The sequence below is a fragment of the Ruegeria sp. BC7 genome, from assembly GCF_056539165.1.
Genome location: NZ_JBQFUL010000002.1, coordinates 408,758 through 427,052 on the forward strand (window position 1 = coordinate 408,758; position 18,295 = coordinate 427,052).

Consider the following 18,295-nt stretch of genomic DNA (forward strand, 5'->3'; position numbering starts at 1 on the left):
GCATTTTCCAGGCTGTTGTCATTCCATGTGGCGCTTGATCCCAAAAGAGTGGTAGACCGCACCCTTGGAAACGGATCGTCTCCTTAAAGTTCGTGGAGAAAGTCGGGAAAGATGTCGGACGCACCTGAGATCAATAAGCCATCGCGCGCTGAAATTTGGCGTGCTGCACGCCTGTCCGTTGCGCCGATGATGGACTGGACCGATCGGCATTGCCGTTACCTGCATCGGATGCTTAGCGCGCAGACCCTGCTGTATACCGAGATGGTAACCGCCCCGGCATTGGTGCGCGGTGGGGCGTTGCATTTGCTGGATTATAACCCGCAAGAGCATCCTGTTGCGCTGCAACTTGGTGGGTCTGATCCGCAGGAACTGGCACAGGCTGCACGTTTGGGCGCTGAGGCCGGGTATGATGAAATCAACCTGAATTGCGGCTGCCCTTCGGATCGGGTGCAATCGGGCACGTTCGGTGCCGTGCTGATGAAAGACCCAGCTCGTGTTGCGGACTGTGTGGCCGCGATGCAAGAAGCGGTCGACGTCGAAGTCACCGTCAAATGCCGGATCGGTGTGGACGAGCAAAACCCTGAAGAGGTTCTGCCTCAGTTTCTGAACGCCATACGTGATGCAGGGTGCAATCGCGTGACGATCCATGCGCGCAAGGCGTGGTTGCAAGGGCTTAGCCCCAAGGAAAACCGGGATATTCCACCGCTGGACTATGACCTTGTCCACCGCATGAAGGCGGAATTTGGCGCGCTTCACATCTCGATCAATGGCGGTATCACCTCGCTGGAGCAGGCGAAGGCCCATCTGGATGCTGGGTTGGACGGGGTCATGGTCGGGCGGGCGGCGTATCACCAGCCCACCGACATTCTGGCTGGGGCTGATCATCTTATCTTTGGGTCCGGGCAAGCGGCTGATCCGGTTGATGTCGTTCAAAAAATGGTGCCCTATGTTGAACGGCACCTTGCCGAGGGTGGCCGTTTGCACCAAATCACGCGCCATATGCTGGGTCTGTTTGCGGGCCGCCCCGGTGCGCGGGCCTGGCGGCGGACCTTGTCCGAAGGAGCGGTGCATGACGGGGCTGGCCCCGAGGTTATGTTACAAGCGCTCGAGCGTGTTGCGCCTCTGGCCGAGGCGGTGGTGAACTAGGATACGGCTAATAAGCCGGTATGGGGGACGGATGCCCGAGACGATGTTGCTGGCCCAGATGTTGGGCCTTTTGCTTGTGATCGGGGCGCTGGCCGGTGTGCTGGCCGGATTGCTTGGCGTAGGGGGCGGCATCGTTCTGGTTCCAGCCTTTTTCTATGCGTTCCAAACGCTCGGGTATGGTGGGCCGCAACTGATGCAGTTGTGTCTGGCGACCTCGCTGGCGACGATCATCGTGACCTCGATCCGGTCGGTTCTGGCGCATAACAAGAAAGGTGCTGTGGACTGGGATATCCTGCGTGGCTGGGGGCCGGGGATCGCCGTGGGTGCTGTCATTGGCGTGATGGTGGCGTCAGCGCTACGGACCGAAGCGCTTCAGGCTTTGTTCGGTGTTCTGGGGATGGTCATCGGGGCCTATCTGGGCCTTGGCAAGTCCGAGTGGCGGTTGGGCGATGCCATGCCCAAGGGTATCCGCCGTGCCATTCTGTCGCCCAGCGTTGGGTTTCTGTCTGTGTTGATGGGGATCGGCGGGGGCAGTTTCGGCGTTCCGCTGATGAGCCTGTTCAACACGCCTATTCACCGTGCCGTGGCAACCGCAGCCGGGTTTGGTGTGATCATTGCGGTTCCGTCTGTTCTTGGGTTCTTGTTTCTTGATATCGCGCCCGAGCACCGGCCCCCGTTGACGATCGGTGCCGTCAATCTTGTGGCTTTTGCGATCGTAGTCGCCATGACGATGATCACGGCCCCTTGGGGGGTGAAACTGGCGCACGCGATGGACCCGAAACCTCTGAAACGAGTATTCGCCGTGTTCCTGACGCTTGTCGCCCTGAATATGTTGCGCAAAGCGCTGGGGTTGTGAGCGATTTTTGGCAATCGGGTTGGGTGAAATTCCCCTTTGATCCGGCACTTGCGGATTGGGTGAAGCATGCCTTTCCCGCCGCGCGCGCTTCGATTTCGGACCCGGCCCATGCCGAGTGGCTGGATTGCGAAGGGACCTGGTTCATCGGTGTGGATGCGTTGGACAATGACGAACGGGGCAGGGTCGGTCAGTCCGGGGATCTGTCCGGGGCAGTCATGAGTTTCATCCGTGAACATTACGGCGACCTGCCACTGCACAAAGGACAGGTCTCGGTCATTTATCCCGGCTACCCGCGTCCACGGCGGGGTGAAAGTGAGGCGGCCGGTCGGTACAGGTTGAACCGCGATGCGGCCCATGTGGACGGTTTGCGTCCAACAGGACCGGATCGCCGACGCCGTGTGGATGAGCCGCATGCGTGGATTCTTGGCATTCCCCTGACCGAGGTCAGCGATAACGCCTCGCCAATGGTCTTGTGGGAGGGCAGTCATAAAATTCTGGGCACTGCGTTCTCCAAAGCGCTGCAAGACACGCCAAAAGAAACGATGCACAAAGTTGATATCACCGATATCTATCAGGCCGCCCGCCGCGACGTGTTCGAGACGTGCCGCCGCATCGAGCTGCCTGCCAAGCCGGGTGAGGCTTATCTGTTGCATCGTCACTGTCTGCACGGCGTGGCACCATGGCCAGACAGCGCCTCGGCTGGACCGGATGGACGGATGATTGCCTATTTTCGCCCTGAATTCACCGGGGGAGTAGCCGAGTGGATAGAATCTCCGTAACCTCCCGACATTGTTCAGGTTAGGAGGTTTTTCGATGATGACGATCCATACGAATTCAGACGGTGCCTTGATCGAAGTTGAATTGTCGGGCGAAGTCACCAGCAGCGATTACAACGACACACTTATTCCAGCTATCGAGGCGGCACTGGCCGAACATGACACGGTCCGCCTGATGGCAGTCGTGCAACCGGAATTCACGGGTTACGATATCGGGGCCGCTTGGTCTGACACAAAGCTGGGATTAAGCCATTGGCGTGGGTTTGACAGGATCGCAGTCGTGGCCGATCAGGGCTGGGTCCAGACCAGCGCTCGGTTTGCGGCTCCGATCATGCCCTGTCCCGTGCAGGTCTTTGAACTTTCCGAAATTGAAGCTGCCCGCCGCTGGATGCGTGAATCGCTGGGGTCTATACATGTGACCGATTTGGGCGGCCCATGTGTCCAGATCAGCTTGCTGGGCAAGCTGGACCCTGACGAATACAAGAAGGCCGAGGTCAATTTGGATGGGTTGCTGGCCACCAAAGAAGGTTTTCGCCTGCTGATCGACCTTCGGGAATTCGATGGATGGCAAGGGCTGACGGCGCTGGCTGCTCATTTTCGGCTGGCAAGTGGACATGTTGGAATGTTGGACAGGGCCGCCATTGTCGGCGACAAGGCTTGGCAGCATCTTGCACAGAGGGTCGCCAGTCACGTCTTAGGGGCGAGAACGCAGTTTTTCCCGTCAGAGGAATACGAGAACGCCAAGTCCTGGCTGGCTGTCGGGTGATCGAATTTCACCTTTAGGTGGGCGTAAAGTAAAAATAGCCGTGTCTGGGCTTTGCTTGATCGAGGCGTCGGGAAAAACACCGGTGCTGAAGCGCACCGCCGTGGGCTGCCGCGCACGCATCACTTGTCTTTGAACCGACACCTCGAAGTTCAGGCCAACCCGCAGCGGCGTAGGCTCAGCAGGGTAAATCCGGCGAGATCAGGACTTGCTCAGACGAGCCGTGCGCCCACCACGGCGCTTTGCAAGCTGAGGTTTGCGCGCTGGCAGAGCGTCCATGATCTCGGCGCGCTCAGAGCTGTCCATTCTGGACCAGCGCGAGATTTCGTCGATGGTGCGATAACATCCGGTGCAGATACGCTCGGTCGGGTGTACGACGCAGATTTGGACGCAAGGGCTTTCGACCTCGTTCCGTTTCCAAACCATATTCGTCATTGGCGTATTCCGATCCTAAAGAAAGCGCAGCCTGTCCAGCGCACCTTGCAAAATATAACCTGCCGCCACGTGGTCGATAACCTGTCCGCGACGTTTTCGTGTCGTATCCGCCTCTAACAGTGCTTTTTCTGCCGCAACAGTGCTGAGCCGCTCATCCCAGAACCCGATGGGAATATCCGTCAGGCGTGCCATGTTTCGTGCAAATGCACGGGTGGATTGGCAGCGCGGTCCTTCCGTGCCGTCCATGTTCTTGGGCAGACCCAGCAGAAGCCCCCCGATCTCGCGGTCTGCGATGAGTTCCAAAAGCCGAGCTGAATCCAGGGTGAACTTCTTGCGCCGCACGGTTTCCAGAGGGCTGGCAACACCGCGCATTCGGTCAGACACCGCGACGCCTATGGTCTTTTCCCCGAGATCAAGCCCCATCAGCGCGGTCATTGGCGGAAGGGATGCAGCAAAATCTTCAAACGCGTCGTGAATCATTGCGCAACTCCGGCCTGACGCGCTGCCGCTTCAAGCGTTTGTAGGGCAGAGGCGTTCCCCGCGAAGACAGATTTCGATTCCTCGTAGATACCCGCCGCGCGTTCGCTGTCTCCAACCACGCCAAGGGCCGTGATCAATTGTGCCCATTCTGCGGGCGAGCCCCCCTCGGTGGCCAGTCGGTCCGATAGCTGATTGATCATTCCAAGGATCATCTCTTGTCGATCTTCAGGGGTTAGATCGGCTGCGGCGTCGATGTCTTCCTGACTGGGGCCGGAACTTGTCGTGGCAGGGCGAATTTCTGGCGCGTTGAACACACCCGCCCGGAATGCCAGATCATCAAGTTGCGCACGGATGGCGTCAGCCCAGGGCGCCCCTGCCGGTGCCTCGCGCAATGTATCCACCCATATCCTATAGCCAATGTCGGGTCGTCCCAACTGAACCATCATCTGCCCAAGGTAGTACTGCGCCGGACCGTGCCGGGGGTCGCGTGTCAGAGCTTGCCTCAACGCGTCTTCAGCCTCGGGCGAGACATAGCCGTTTGCCGCCAAAATCATCATTTCGGCAAGGTAGGAGTAGGCATTCGCCGAAGCATTTTTTCCTGACAGTTCAACAACGCGCTGTTGCGCCTTGTAAGCGGCCGAAAAATTGCCTGCGTTGGCCTCGTGCTGTGCCAGCAAAGTATGCCCTTGCAGGTCATCAGGCCGCTCTGCGACGGTGTCGCGCAGTTGCTGCAGCAAGGTGGCGTAACTCTCGTCCAGTTGCGGTTTTTGTGCAGGCGTCAGTTCCGCCTCGACTTCGGTCTGGCTGGGGCGTTCGGCGCGCAGGGTTTCGGCCATCGCAATCCGCAGCGACAAGGGCTGATCCGGCAGACCGGCCGCGCCCATCTGGTGGTACATCCAAGCACCGCCGCCGATCAGCACCCCGGCCACCGCAACGACAGCCGTGATCGTGGCCCAGCGTGGCGGGCCATCTTGAGTTGCATTGGCCTGCATCTGCGCGTCTGCTGCCAGAATACGGCGCGAGATTTCAGTGCGCACACGCTCGGCATCGGCTTCGGCTATCACGCCACGGGATAAATCACGGTCAACGCCAGCCAGTTGTTCGCGGTAAACACGCAGGTCGTAAGCCGCCGCAGGTTCACGTGTCTTTTGCCCCCGCGTCATGGAATAGCCTAGAAACACTGTGACCAGCAGCGCGGTCAGTATGATGAGGGCCCAAAAAGTCATGGTATCTCCAAGATGACTGCCCTGACTTAGACCTGCGGACCGCCAGAAAAAAGGGACAAATGGCCGCGAGGGTGCTTCATGTCGCAATAATGGGGGCTATGTCGCAATAGTGCGATATTACGGCGTTGCGTGGCAGGGGAATGTAATCGTTACGCGGCATATCTTCGTCCAATCACCGAACCGGATGGATTCGCCTATGAAACACTATTCAGCCTTTGCTGTGGCGCGCGAAGCGTTGCGCTATCATACCGGATGGGAGCGCGCATGGCGTTCGCCCGAGCCCAAGAAGAAATACGACGTCATTATTGTCGGTGCCGGGGGCCATGGTTTGGCCACGGCTTACTATCTGGGCAAGAACTACGGCATTCAGAATGTGGCCGTGATCGAAAAGGGCTGGCTGGGCGGTGGTAACACCGGCCGGAACACGACCATCATCCGGTCGAACTATCTGCAGGACCCGTCGGCGGCGATCTACGAAAAGTCGCGCGGGCTTTATGAGGACCTCAGCCAGGATCTGAACTACAACATCATGTTCAGCCCACGCGGTGTGATGATGTTGGCTCAGACCCAGCACGAAATTCGCGGTTATCAGCGCACGGCGCACGCCAATGCCCTGCAGGGTGTGCAGACAGAATGGATCGGTCCCGAGCGCGTCAAGCAACTGGTGCCGATCATAAACATCGACGGTCCGCGCTATCCGGTTCTGGGTGCATTGTGGCAGGAGCGCGGAGGCACTGCCCGCCACGACGCCGTGGCCTGGGGCTATGCCCGCGCGTGTTCGGCCATGGGCATGGACATCATCCAGCAATGCGAAGTCAAAGGCGTCCGCTCTGATAATGGCCGCGTCGTTGGCATCGATACGACCAAAGGCGCGATCGACTGTGACAAGCTGGGAATTGTGGTCGCGGGTCATTCGGGGCAGTTGGCGGAAATGGCAGGCTTCCGTTTGCCGCTTGAAGCTATTGCGTTGCAGGCGCTGGTGTCCGAGCCGATCAAGCCCTGCATGGATGTCGTTGTCATGGCCAACACCGTCCATGGCTACATGTCTCAGTCCGACAAGGGCGAAATGGTGATCGGCGGTGGTACAGACGCCTATAACAACTTCACTCAGCGCGGCTCGTTCCACCATATCGAGGAAACCGTCCGCGCTCTGGTCGAGACCTTCCCGATGATCTCGCGTCTCAAGATGCTGCGCCAGTGGGGTGGCATCGTGGACATGACCGGCGACCGTTCACCCATCTTGTCGAAGACCCCTCTGGGCAACTGCTTCATCAACTGCGGCTGGGGAACCGGAGGTTTCAAGGCCATTCCGGGTTCGGGCTGGGGTATGGCGCAGCTTATGGCCACGGGTCATTCGCCACTGACCGAGGCTTTCACGTTGGACCGCTTCAAAGAGGGCCGGTTCATCGACGAAAGTGTCGCCGCCGGGGTTGCGCACTAAGGGCCAAGCCCGAGGGTGCCTCATTAAAGACATTTGGTTGGTCTCGTGCCAACCGACCGAAAGAAGGATGACCACATGCTGATCCTGAATTGCCCCTATTGCGGCGTCGACGCCGAAGAAACCGAACTGGCCGCTGGTGGCGAAGCGCATCTGAAGCGCTATGGCCCCGGCTCATCGGATGACGATTTCCACGACTATCTGTTCATGCGTGAAAACCCCAAAGGCGTTCACTTTGAACGCTGGCGTCATGTGAATGGCTGCGGCAAGTGGTTCCACGCCGCGCGTGCGACCGACACGCTTGAGGTTTTTGGCACCTATTCGGCCCAAACCACCGAGCCGCCCAAAGAAATCCGCGAAGCGATCACCGCCAAGCGCCCCGGCTGGACCTGGAGAGAGTACGAATGATCCGCCCAGCCACCCGTAATTCCGCCTGCGAAAGGTCCGCAACATGAGCACCCGTCTCGCAAATCAAGGCCGGCTGATTGACCGGTCGAAACAGGTTACATTCACCTTCAACGGCACCTCGATGCAGGGGTACGAAGGCGACACGCTTGCCTCGGCTCTGCTGGCCAATGATCAGATGATGATGGGCCGGTCGTTCAAGTACCACCGTCCGCGCGGCGTTGTCGCCAGCGGCGCGGAAGAGCCGAACGCTCTGGTCGGTCTGGGGCAGGGCAACCGGTTCGAGCCGAACCAGCGCGCCACCACGACCGAGCTGTTCAACGGCCTGACCTCGATCTCGCAGAACCATTGGCCGAACCTCGAATTCGACATCGGAGCAGTGAACACTTATCTGTCGCGTTTCTTGCCGGCCGGGTTCTACTACAAAACGTTCATCCATCCGAAACCGTTCTGGAAACACGTCTACGAGCCGATCATCCGCCAGTCCGCCGGTCTGGGCAAAGCGCCTGACAAGGACAGCCGTGATGCAGACACTTACGAACACTTCTATGCCTTCACCGATGTTCTGGTGATCGGTGGCGGTGTGGCGGGTCTGCAAGCGGCGAAAGTGGCCGCTCAGTCTGGTGCCAAGGTCATGCTGATCGAGCAGACCGCCCATTGGGGTGGTCGCGCGCCGGTTGATGGCGGGACCATTGATGGCGCGCCTGTGGATAAGTTCGTGGAACAATTGGTTTCTGAGTTGGAAACAATGGACAATGTCACGATGCGCACGCGCTGCATGGGGGCGGGGGTCTATGACCACGGCTACGTCTTGGGCTACGAGCGTCTGACCGACCACAAACCGGGCACTCAAGGTCCGCGTCACCGCCTGTGGCGCATCCGCGCGAAACAGGTCGTGACCGCCACCGGCGCGATCGAGCGTCCGCTGTCATTTGCGGGCAACGACGTACCGGGTGTTATGCTAGCCTCGGCCATGCGCGACTACGTGGTCAACTGGGGCGTGACGCCGGGCGAGCGTGTGATCGTCGCCACCAACAATGACGACGCCTATCGCACTGCCATTATTCTAAAGCAGGCCGGTGTCGACGTTTTGCGCGTTGTAGACGCCCGCCCGAGCGCCGGACCTCTGGCCGAGGAAGCCCGCCAACTGGGTATTCGCGTTGACCCCGGCAAAGCGATTGCCAAGGTCAAAGGCGGCAAGCGCGTCAAGAAAGTTGCGCTGTGCAATCAGGACGGCATCGGTGGTGCGCGCGAAGAAGTCGAATGCGATGCGGTCGCCATGTCGGGCGGCTGGTCTCCGGTCGTTCACATGTGGTCGCATTGCGGAGGCAAGCTGATCTGGGATGACGCCAACGCGCATTTCCGCCCCGATCCGTCGCGGCCTCCGCTTGGGGCCGATGGCGAAGGGTTCGTTCTGGCGGCAGGGTCGTCTAACGGGCCGCTGGCGCTGAGTGATGTGCTGACTGACGCGGATGCGGCGGGCAAGGCAGCGGCCAAAGCGGTCGGGTGTAAGCCAAAGCGGACGAAAGCACCGGTTGGTGAAGCCACAGCCGAAGCACCGATGGCTGCCGTATGGTTGATGCCTGCCAATGCCGATGTCCAGTTGCGCATGAAATCGTGGTTGGATTTCCAGAACGACGTCAAAGTATCCGACGTGCAACTGGCCGCGCGAGAAGGCTATGAAAGTGTTGAGCATACCAAGCGGTACACCACGCTGGGCATGGCGACAGATCAAGGTAAGTTGAGCAATATCAACGGCTTGGCGATCCTTGCTGACGCGCTGGATTCGGAAATCCCGAAGGTTGGCACCACCACCTTCCGCCCGCCCTATACGCCCATCTCGCTGGCGTCGATCGGTGGCGAAGCGCGCGGTGAGGTGTTCCAGCCCATCCGCCAAACTCCGATGCACGACTGGCACAACAAAAACGGTGCCGATTGGGAGCCGGTGGGCCATTGGCGGCGGACCTATGCCTATGTCCGTCCCGGTGAATCCGTGCATGACGCGGTGAACCGTGAGGTGAAGAACACCCGCGAAAACCTCGGTCTGCTGGATGCCTCGACGCTGGGTAAGCTGATCGTCAAAGGCCCAGACGCGGGCAAATTCCTGGACATGCTGTACACCAACATGATGTCCACGCTGAAGATCGGTAAATGCCGCTATGGTCTGATGTGCTCGGAAAACGGCTTTCTGATCGACGACGGTGTTGTGGCCCGGATCGACGAGGACACGTGGCTGTGCCACACCACCACCGGCGGGGCCGAGCGTATCCATGCTCACATGGAAGAATGGCTGCAGACCGAATGGTGGGACTGGAAAGTCTACGTCGCAAACGTGACCGAGCAATACGCGCAGGTCGCCGTGGTCGGCCCGAACGCCCGCAAAGTGCTGGAGAAGCTGGGCGGCATGGACCTGTCGAAAGAGGCGCTGCCCTTCATGGAATGGCGTGACGGCAAGATTGGCGATTTCGATTGCCGCGCTTACCGCATCTCGTTCTCGGGTGAACTGTCCTATGAGATCGCGGTTCCCGCATCTCAGGGTCAGGGGTTCTGGGACGCGCTGATGGAGTCAGGCAAAGAGTTCGGCGTGATGCCCTATGGCACCGAATGTCTGCATATCCTGCGGGCAGAGAAGGGCTTTATCATGATCGGCGACGAGACCGACGGCACCGTGATTCCGCAGGATCTGGGGCTGCATTGGGCGCTGTCGAAAAAGAAAGAGGATTACCTGGGCAAGCGCGCTCACACGCGCACGCACATGGCAGACCCGGACCGCTGGAAACTGGTGGGTCTCGAGACTGTGGATGGTTCTGTCATTCCCGACGGTGCCTATGCGGTGGGAGAGGGCGTCAACGCCAACGGTCAGCGCAACATGATCGGGCGTGTAACCTCGACCTATTACTCGGCCAATTTGGGTAAAGGCATTGCCATGGGGCTGATCAAGCACGGCCCCGACCGGATGGGCGAGATAGTCGAGTTCCCGGGCACCGACGGCAAAACCTACAAAGCCAAGATCGTTGATCCGATCTTCTTCGACAAGGACGGGGAGAAGCAGAATGTCTGAACCCATCAGCGCACTGAACCACGCCAGCTATGATGGCATCGCAAAGGTCGAGGAATGTGGCCTGCAAGGAATGATCACCCTGCGCGGCGATCTGTCCGACAAGGTGCTGGCCAAGGCCGTCAAGGATGCCACCGGGCAGAAAGTGCCCGGTCAGCGCGAGGCGTTCGTCAACGGGGACACTGGCGTCTGCTGGATGTCGTCGGACGAATTGCTGGTTCTGGTGCCCTATGCCGAGGTGAACACCAAACTGGCCGCGATGACCGAAGCGCTGGGCGACACCCATTCGCTGGCGGTGAACGTCTCGGACGCACGGGCGGTGTTCAGTATCTCGGGCGCAAGTGCACGCGAAGTGCTGGGCAAACTGGCCCCGGTTGAGCTGTCGACCGAGGCGTTTCAGCCCGGCCAAATCCGCCGTTCGCGTCTGGCGCAGGTGGCCGGTGCATTCTGGATGGACGATGCGGAAACCTTCCGCGTCGTCTGTTTCCGGTCAGCAGCAGACTATGTGTTCAAGCTGTTGAAAATCGCTGCGCAACCAGGCAGCGAGGTCGGTGTTTACTAAGGCAACAAGTTGCCAGAGGAAAAGTGGATGAGGGGGCGGCTTTGCCCCCTCGGCCTGCGGCCTCACCCCCAGGATATTTTGAGCCAGATGAAGTTCGGATCGGCTGCGTGTGCGCTTAGGCGTTCGAGTTGAACAGAAATGTGGGGAATTGGGTAATGGCGCGTTCTTGGGTGAGAACGGAGTGGCCGGATTCTCCTGTAAGCGGATCCTGGCAGTGGTCAAAAAATGCCAAAGCCTCGGCTAGCTTTTGCATGGCGGATGCTTGGTCTTGTGCTTCCAGGTACGGCGCGTGGGTCGAGAGAAGCAGGGCTGGTCGCGCGGTTTGCAACCAGGGCGTCAATGAAGGAAGAACCGAAAATTCGGCGCCTTCAATGTCCATTTTCACCAGCGACACGTGCGACAGGTTGACAGTTTCAGCGAACTGGTTCCAACCAACCGTCAAGGCGTCTGTCCCGTGGTTGCCGTCGCGCAACAGGGAAGAGGTGGAGTCCCCGGCCTCACCATGGGCCGATGCCATGCGCGTCACGCCGAATCCGTCCGACAGGGCGATCGAGAACGCCGAGACATTTTGGATGTCGTTCAGTTCGAGATTCCAGACCAGGTGGCGATAGGCCACCGGGTCCGGTTCAAAACACCATACATGGCGGGCGCGGCGCGCGGCGTAGAGGACAGTGGGGCCGATCCATGCGCCGATATCAAGGTAATCTTTTTCCGGCGACAGGTACTTGTCCAGCACTGCAAAGGTTTCGGTTTCCCATTTGCCTGCGGAAGCCTTGCGCCAGAACTTGGAATGGTATGGGTCCAGGCGAAAGGATTCCCCGTTCAGGTTGCCTGCATAGTAGCCGCGGGCGCGGTAAAACATCTTGCGCGCCTGTGTCAGCATCGCGGACCTCCGGGTTTTGTGATCTCTGCCCTTGACCTGCGGCACTTGCCAAAGCATTTAACCTTGGGAACCGCAACTTATATTTAACAGGGGGCCGAGATGGCTTTTGAACTTCCTGATCTTCCTTATGCACATGACGCGCTGGCAGCCAAGGGTATGTCCGCGGAAACGCTGGAATATCACCACGACCTGCACCACAAAGCCTATGTCGACAACGGCAACAAGCTGATCGCTGGTACCGAGTGGGACGGCAAGACGCTGGAAGAGATCATCGTTGGCACTTATGACGCGAACGCTGTCGCCCAAAACGGCATCTTCAACAACATCAGCCAGCTGTGGAACCACAACCAGTTCTGGGAGATGATGGGCCCCGGCGACAATGCTATGCCCGGTGAGCTGGAGAAGGCTCTGGTCGAGAGCTTTGGTTCGGTGGATGAGTTCAAGTCGCAGTTCAGTGTCGCTGGTGCCGGTCAGTTCGGCTCAGGCTGGGCATGGCTGGTCAAGAATGCCGACGGCTCGCTGGCGGTGACCAAGACCGAAAACGGCGTGAACCCGCTGTGCTTTGGTCAAACCGCGCTGTTGGGTTGCGACGTGTGGGAGCATTCCTACTACATCGATTTCCGCAACAAGCGTCCGGCTTACCTGTCGAACTTCCTCGATAATCTGGTGAACTGGGAAAACGTCGCATCGCGGATGTGATCGGTTGAACCGACGAGGGTTTATCAAGGGCCTGCTGGCGGTGACGCTAGCGGGCCTTTTTGTTGCCGCCTACGGGTTTTTCGTGGAACCGGCGCTGCGGCTGCGGGTGAAACGCTGGCGCATCAGGCGCGGCGACTGGACGGCTCGGCCTTTGAGGATCGCAGTTCTTGCGGACCTGCATGCCGGAGAACCCTACGTTGGGTTGAAACGAATAGAGCAGGTTGTTCGGCGCACGAACGCGCTGTCCCCCGACTTGATCCTGCTGCTGGGGGACTATGCGGCAGGGCATCGAATGGTGTCTCAGCCCGTCGCCATTTCAGATACGGCGCGGGTACTTGCCAACCTTCAGGCGAAGCATGGTGTTTATGCCGTGCTGGGTAACCACGATTGGTGGGATGACCTGTCTGCGCAGCGCCGGGGCGGAGGGCCGAACCTATACGCCGACGCTTTGCAGCAAGTTGGCATTCGCGTCTTGTCCAATGAGGCTCTCAAGCTTGAGGCCGCGGGCTGTTGGCTGGGCGGGGTAGAGGACCAGTTGGCGATTGTCACCGGGCCTGGCCGGTATCGCGGCCTGGACGATTTGCCTGCGACGTTGGCGCAAGTCACCGACGATGATCCAATTGTGATGATGGCGCACGAGCCCGACATCTTTCCTGACATGCCGGATCGGGTTGCATTGACCTTGTCAGGCCATACCCATGGCGGACAAGTGCGACTGTTCGGGTGGTCGCCTTTGGTGCCGTCGAGGTTCGGCAATCGCTTTGCCTATGGTCATGTACGTGAAAACGGTCGCGATCTTGTTGTGTCGGGCGGGATCGGGTGTTCGATCCTGCCTGTCCGGTTCGGCGTGACCCCTGAAATCACGGTCATCGACCTGTCTGCCTGACCGGTGGGTGAAATCCTGCCGCCCGGTCCGCTTTTGACCGCGTATGGGATTGTAAGGCGGGCAACAGTGCTTACGTAAGGTGAGCGGGGGGAGAGAACCGCCAATCTAGTCAAAACCAGTTGGGCAGCGCGCCGAAAAACTTTGGGCGCGTCAGTGGTTAGCTATGCCTGATGAGTGAGGGATGGTCACAGGAACCAAAACAGGAGATCACGATGGTCGCACTTTCACAGGGAACTTGGGTTGTCATTGCCGACGGGGAAAAGGCACTGTTCATGGAGAATATCACGGATGCCGATGACCCCAATCTGGTCGTTGTTTCGGTCGAGGAAAACGACACTCCTACGGCCCGTCCCACTGATCGTGCGGGGCGTCGCCCTGACACCGGACCAAACCAGAAATCGGCCGTTGAAGAAGCCAAATGGAAAACCCACGCTAAGTCCTTGTTCGTGCAGGATGTGGCGAACCTTTTGAATCGCAAGGGGCTTAAAGGTGCCTACAAGCGTCTGGTCCTGGTGGCCAGCCCTCATGTTCTGGGGCTGCTGCGCCGACGTCTTCACAGCGAAGTTCTGAACAAGGTCGTGGCCGAAGTCGACAAGACGCTGACCAATCACCCGCTGCACAAGGTTGAGCAGGTCTTGGTAAACCGTTTGAAGCCAGCAGTTTAAGGGCGTCTGCTAAAGCGGGCAGCTAGGCTGCCCGTTTACGCGCTGGACGCAGAAAGCATTTGGCGCAAGGCAAACATCGCCGTATTCGGACTATCAACCCATGTTATGAAATCGGCCAGCGAGGAATCCGCGAAACCCTGGCCGATGACCTGCTGCAGCAGTTCGTGCAGCGCATCCCAGTATCCGTCCACATTCATGACCAAAATCGGCTTGTCATGCAGGCCCAGTTGCCGCCATGTCAGCGCCTCAAACAGTTCGTCCAGCGACCCCGGACCGCCCGGCAAAACGACAACGGCATCAGCGTTCATGATCATCACCTTTTTGCGTTCGTGCATCGTTTCAGTGATCACGAAATGCGTCAGGTCGGTTTTGCCTACCTCACGCTTTAGCAGGTGAACTGGAATGACGCCGAACGTGTCGCCTCCGGCAGATTGCGCGGCGCGGGCGACCTCTCCCATCAGACCGACATCGCCTGCTCCGTAGACCAACCTCCAGCCTTCGTTCGCAAGAAGCTGTCCAAACGTGCGGGCGGCATCGGAATAGGCAGAATTTACGCCATTTCGTGACCCGCAATACACACAGACGGATTTCTGGGACATGAGGGGGCTTCTCCGGGGTTGTATATGGGGTTTTGACCCCTGATAGCGGGATTGATAGATTGGCTCAACCGTCAGGCAGAATGCGTTGCTGTAAAACCATTTGCGCGGCGGAGTGAAAGGGGAATTATGGACGCGAATTCGGAAAACGAAAGCTCGGGCAAGAATACTTGGCTGGTGATCACCGGAATTCTGGTTCTGGTCGGGGCAGTGGGCGCGTACACATCCGGCATTTTTGGTCCCGAGCCAAAAGAGGAAGCACCAAGCTCTGATGTTGCGGTTCAGCCAACGGAAAGCGGCGCTGAAAGCGAAACCGCAAGCAGTGCTGAAGTTTCACCATCCGAGTCAGCCACGCAGGTGCCCACTGACGACCAGCCGCAAGGTTCCGAGACGGAGCCTCAGGCCGAGACAAGCGAGGCTACCGAGACGGCAGACGCGACCGAGGCAGCCGACGCGACCGAGACAGCAGAGGTAGACGTCGAAGCAGCACAGCCTTCCCTAGACCAGATTTTCGTAGAACCAGACGGAAACGCAGTCCTCTCTGGCAATGCCGAGCCGGGTGCCGAGGTCCGCGTTTTACTGGACGGCGAGCAGGTACACAGCTTTACCGTGGACGCCAGCGGCCAGTTTGCAGAATTTGTGACCATTCCGTTTTCCAATGCCGCGCGTGGCCTAGCCCTAGAAGCGGATGGGACGAGCGCCGCAGTACGCTCGGATGATTATCTTATTGCCGCCTTGCCTGAACCGCAGGTGGAAGCTCAGCCCGCCGAGACGTCTGAAAGTGAGAGCCTGCAATCGGATCTTGCCCAGTCGGAGTCATCCCAAGCGGAAAACGGCACGTCTACGGAAACCACGGATGCAAACACGCAGCCCAACGAAGGACAGGCGGAACAGACGGCCGAGGCTGAAACAGCGGGCACTGACGAAAATGCTCAGGGCCAACAGGTTGCGATCCTCCGGTCTGGCGACGACGGCGTGGAACTTGTTCAAGGTGCAACGCAGGGCGCGGCAGGGGATCAAGTTGCGCTGGATACGATCGGGTATTCGGATGAGGGCCACGTTGAGTTGACCGGGCGGGTGCCGGGCGGTTCGGTCGTGCGTGTGTACCTCAACAATCGCCTCGTCGCGGATTTGCCGCCAGCGGATGATGGCAAATGGCGCAGCGAACTTCAGGGCGTGGACCCCGGCGTCTATACGCTGCGCTTGGACGAGGTCGGCACGGATGGAACCGTTGTCAGCCGTCTTGAAACTCCGTTCAAACGCGAGCCGCTGGACGTCCTGCGCGCGGCTGAGACGCCCGAGCAAACCGAAACTCAGTCAGAAGCGCCCACCATTCGCTCGGTTACCGTACAGGAGGGCGACACCCTTTGGGCCATCTCGCGCGAGCGCTATGGCGACGGCATCCTCTTTGTCCGCTTGTTTGATGCCAACCGGGACGCGATCCGCGACCCGGATTTGATCTATCCGGGGCAGGTCTTCACCATCCCCGAATAATCCTGTACCTCTGGCCCTCTTGGGTCAGAGGCCATTCTCTGACCGCAGTATTGGTACGTGATGAGACGAGCAGCCCCGATGCATTCCGAAGACATGCCCCAAAACGACGAGCGACGGTCCGGTTGGCGCACGATCCGAAAGGTGGCACCCTATCTGTGGCCCAGCGACGAACCCTGGGTGAAACGCCGCGTTGTGCTGGCGATGGGAATGTTGGTGCTGGCCAAGCTGATCGCCGTCTATACACCGATTTTGTACAAGGGCGCGGTTGACAGTCTGGCAGGTGAGGGCGTGCCACCGCTGGCGCTTGGCGCGGTCGGGCTGACAGTTGCTTATGGCGTGGCCCGTATGATGACCGTGGGCTTTCAGCAACTGCGCGATGCAGCCTTTGCGCCTGTGGGTCAACGCGCATTGCGAGCGCTTGCACTTGAGACGTTTCAGCACATTCACCGTCTGTCGATGCGGTATCATGTGACGCGCCGAACAGGGGGGCTTAGCCGGATCATCGAGCGGGGCGTAAAGGGTGTCGAGTTCCTGCTGCGCTTTCTTTTGTTCTCGATCGGTCCGCTGATCCTCGAACTTCTTCTGGTCGCGATTATCCTGATGTGGCTGTTCGACGTTTGGTATCTGGTCGTCGTGGTGGTCACCATTGCGCTGTATATCTGGTTTACCTTTGCGGTGACCGAATGGCGCGTAAAGCTGCGGCGTGAGATGAATGACCAGGATACCGAAGCCAATCAACGCGCCATCGACAGCCTGTTGAACTTTGAAACTGTCAAGTATTTCAACGCAGAATCCCGCGAAGCTGAACGGTATGACGTTTCGATGAAAGCCTATGCGGGGGCGGCGCTTAAGACTGCGTATTCGCTGGCCTTCCTGAATTTTGGACAGTCTTTCCTGATCACGTGCGGACTGATCGGAGTGATGGTTCTGGCCGCGATCGGGGTGCAGTCGAGCACGCTGACCGTCGGTGATTTCGTCATGGTAAATGCATACATGATACAGATCACTGTACCGCTGAACTTCCTGGGGACGGTCTACAGGGAAATCCGGCAAGCTCTGGTAGATATGGGCCAGATGTTCGATCTGCTGGAGCAACCGGCCGAGGTCACGGACAAACCCAATGCGCCGGACCTTTCCGTTTCAGGTGGTGAGATAACGCTAGAAGATGTTCGCTTTGGGTATGATGCAGACAGGGAAATTCTGAAGGGTATCTCGCTGACCGTTCCGGCGGGTCAGACGGTCGCTATTGTTGGCGCGACTGGCTCGGGCAAGTCCACCATCGGGCGTCTCTTGTTTCGGTTCTATGACGTGACCGGCGGCTCGCTGAAAATAGACGGGCAGGACGTGCGCGACGTGTCTCAGACAAGTTTGCACGCGGCCATTGGTGTCGTGCCTCAGGACACGGTCCTGTTTAACGACACGATCCGCTATAACATCGCCTACGGCCGTGAGAATGCAACGCAAGAGGACGTGGAAGCAGCCGCCAAGGCCGCACAAATACACGATTTCATAGTTACCCTTCCCGAAGGCTATGACACCAAGGTTGGTGAGCGTGGCCTTAAACTGTCGGGCGGTGAGAAACAGCGGGTCGGAATCGCGCGCACGCTGCTGAAAAACCCTCCGATCCTTTTGCTGGACGAAGCGACTTCGGCGCTGGATACGGATACCGAACAGGACATCAAGGACGCTCTGTCACGGGCCGGAGAGGGGCGGACTGTGTTGACCATCGCGCACCGCCTGAGCACCATTGCCGAGGCCGATCGCATTGTGGTTCTCGAACGCGGTGAGATCATCGAACAGGGCACCCATCACGATCTTCTGCAACGAAGCGGGCGGTATGCGCAGTTGTGGAACCGTCAGCAATCGGACACGAAAGCTGCATAAGGCACTAAGGGTTGTCGGGTGATATTTCGCGCCTGAAATGAAA

Annotated in this window: 18 protein-coding genes; 13 read left to right on the forward strand and 5 right to left on the reverse strand. The window is 59.0% G+C overall.

Features of this window, described 5'->3' with window-relative positions; all coding sequences use genetic code 11:
* The first annotated feature begins 111 nt into the window (after positions 1–111).
* From dusA to ACR0KS_RS07065, 4 genes are read left to right on the forward strand one after another with little or no spacing between them, the layout of a single operon-like run.
* Positions 112–1,146: a tRNA dihydrouridine(20/20a) synthase DusA gene (dusA, locus tag ACR0KS_RS07050; RefSeq protein WP_170565144.1), complete on the forward strand. Its 1,035-nt coding sequence runs from the start codon at positions 112–114 to the stop codon at positions 1,144–1,146.
* Between the two features lie 31 nt (positions 1,147–1,177).
* A complete protein-coding gene (locus tag ACR0KS_RS07055) occupies positions 1,178–2,002 on the forward strand; it encodes a sulfite exporter TauE/SafE family protein (RefSeq protein WP_170565141.1) in 825 nt (274 codons plus the stop codon).
* Complete coding sequence (locus ACR0KS_RS07060) at positions 1,999–2,781, forward strand: hypothetical protein (RefSeq protein WP_170565138.1); 783 nt, start codon at positions 1,999–2,001, stop codon at positions 2,779–2,781. Before ACR0KS_RS07055 ends, ACR0KS_RS07060 begins: the two co-directional genes overlap by 4 nt.
* 34 nt (positions 2,782–2,815) lie before the next feature.
* Entirely contained in the window at positions 2,816–3,544 is a 729-nt protein-coding gene (locus ACR0KS_RS07065) for a SpoIIAA family protein (protein WP_170382573.1), read from the forward strand.
* Positions 3,545–3,742: 198 nt separating this feature from the next.
* Here the strand turns inward: ACR0KS_RS07065 and ACR0KS_RS07070 are convergent, their stop codons facing one another.
* The 3 genes from ACR0KS_RS07070 to ccmI are packed head-to-tail and all read right to left on the reverse strand — an operon-like array spanning position 3,743 to position 5,682.
* Entirely contained in the window at positions 3,743–3,976 is a 234-nt protein-coding gene (locus ACR0KS_RS07070) for a DUF1289 domain-containing protein (protein WP_170565135.1), read from the reverse strand.
* Positions 3,977–3,991: 15 nt separating this feature from the next.
* Positions 3,992–4,456, reverse strand: a complete 465-nt coding sequence (ruvX, locus tag ACR0KS_RS07075; RefSeq protein WP_170382577.1) for a Holliday junction resolvase RuvX — start codon at positions 4,454–4,456, stop codon at positions 3,992–3,994.
* Positions 4,453–5,682, reverse strand: coding sequence for a c-type cytochrome biogenesis protein CcmI (ccmI, locus tag ACR0KS_RS07080; protein WP_170565132.1), 1,230 nt, complete (start codon positions 5,680–5,682; stop codon positions 4,453–4,455). The genes ruvX and ccmI overlap by 4 nt, the downstream gene beginning before the upstream one ends.
* Positions 5,683–5,878: 196 nt before the next feature.
* Between ccmI and ACR0KS_RS07085 the strand changes: the two genes are divergently transcribed.
* From ACR0KS_RS07085 to ACR0KS_RS07100, 4 genes are all read left to right on the forward strand, one after another.
* A complete protein-coding gene (locus ACR0KS_RS07085; protein WP_170565129.1) occupies positions 5,879–7,123 on the forward strand; it encodes a sarcosine oxidase subunit beta family protein in 1,245 nt (414 codons plus the stop codon).
* 75 nt (positions 7,124–7,198) lie between these two features.
* Positions 7,199–7,528 (forward strand): sarcosine oxidase subunit delta, encoded by a 330-nt coding sequence (locus ACR0KS_RS07090; protein ID WP_170565126.1) that lies wholly within the window; start codon positions 7,199–7,201, stop codon positions 7,526–7,528.
* A gap of 43 nt (positions 7,529–7,571) precedes the next feature.
* Positions 7,572–10,586 carry a sarcosine oxidase subunit alpha family protein gene (locus ACR0KS_RS07095; protein WP_170565123.1) on the forward strand — a complete coding sequence of 1,005 codons (3,015 nt, stop codon included), beginning with the start codon at positions 7,572–7,574 and terminating at the stop codon, positions 10,584–10,586.
* Positions 10,579–11,145, forward strand: a complete 567-nt coding sequence (locus ACR0KS_RS07100; protein WP_170565120.1) for a sarcosine oxidase subunit gamma family protein — start codon at positions 10,579–10,581, stop codon at positions 11,143–11,145. The genes ACR0KS_RS07095 and ACR0KS_RS07100 overlap by 8 nt, the downstream gene beginning before the upstream one ends.
* 115 nt (positions 11,146–11,260) lie before the next feature.
* Here ACR0KS_RS07100 and ACR0KS_RS07105 read toward each other — a convergent pair whose 3' ends face one another.
* Positions 11,261–12,028, reverse strand: coding sequence for an FkbM family methyltransferase (locus ACR0KS_RS07105; protein ID WP_170565117.1), 768 nt, complete (start codon positions 12,026–12,028; stop codon positions 11,261–11,263).
* Between the two features lie 99 nt (positions 12,029–12,127).
* Between ACR0KS_RS07105 and ACR0KS_RS07110 the strand changes: the two genes are divergently transcribed.
* The 3 genes from ACR0KS_RS07110 (at position 12,128) to ACR0KS_RS07120 (ending at position 14,278) form a co-directional block, all read left to right on the forward strand.
* Entirely contained in the window at positions 12,128–12,727 is a 600-nt protein-coding gene (locus tag ACR0KS_RS07110) for a superoxide dismutase (protein ID WP_170565108.1), read from the forward strand.
* Positions 12,728–12,731: 4 nt separating this feature from the next.
* Positions 12,732–13,613, forward strand: a complete 882-nt coding sequence (locus ACR0KS_RS07115; protein ID WP_170565103.1) for a metallophosphoesterase — start codon at positions 12,732–12,734, stop codon at positions 13,611–13,613.
* Between the two features lie 212 nt (positions 13,614–13,825).
* Entirely contained in the window at positions 13,826–14,278 is a 453-nt protein-coding gene (locus ACR0KS_RS07120; protein WP_170382596.1) for a host attachment family protein, read from the forward strand.
* A gap of 35 nt (positions 14,279–14,313) precedes the next feature.
* Here the strand turns inward: ACR0KS_RS07120 and ACR0KS_RS07125 are convergent, their stop codons facing one another.
* Entirely contained in the window at positions 14,314–14,877 is a 564-nt protein-coding gene (locus tag ACR0KS_RS07125; protein WP_170565100.1) for a TIGR00730 family Rossman fold protein, read from the reverse strand.
* Between the two features lie 126 nt (positions 14,878–15,003).
* On the opposite strand from ACR0KS_RS07125, the gene ACR0KS_RS07130 reads away from it, so the two are divergent.
* The gene (locus ACR0KS_RS07130; protein WP_170565097.1) at positions 15,004–16,368 is read left to right on the forward strand and encodes a LysM peptidoglycan-binding domain-containing protein; all 1,365 of its coding nucleotides are present in this window, start codon (positions 15,004–15,006) and stop codon (positions 16,366–16,368) included.
* 78 nt (positions 16,369–16,446) lie between these two features.
* Positions 16,447–18,252, forward strand: a complete 1,806-nt coding sequence (locus ACR0KS_RS07135; RefSeq protein WP_480693178.1) for an ABCB family ABC transporter ATP-binding protein/permease — start codon at positions 16,447–16,449, stop codon at positions 18,250–18,252.
* The last annotated feature ends 43 nt before the right edge of the window (positions 18,253–18,295 follow it).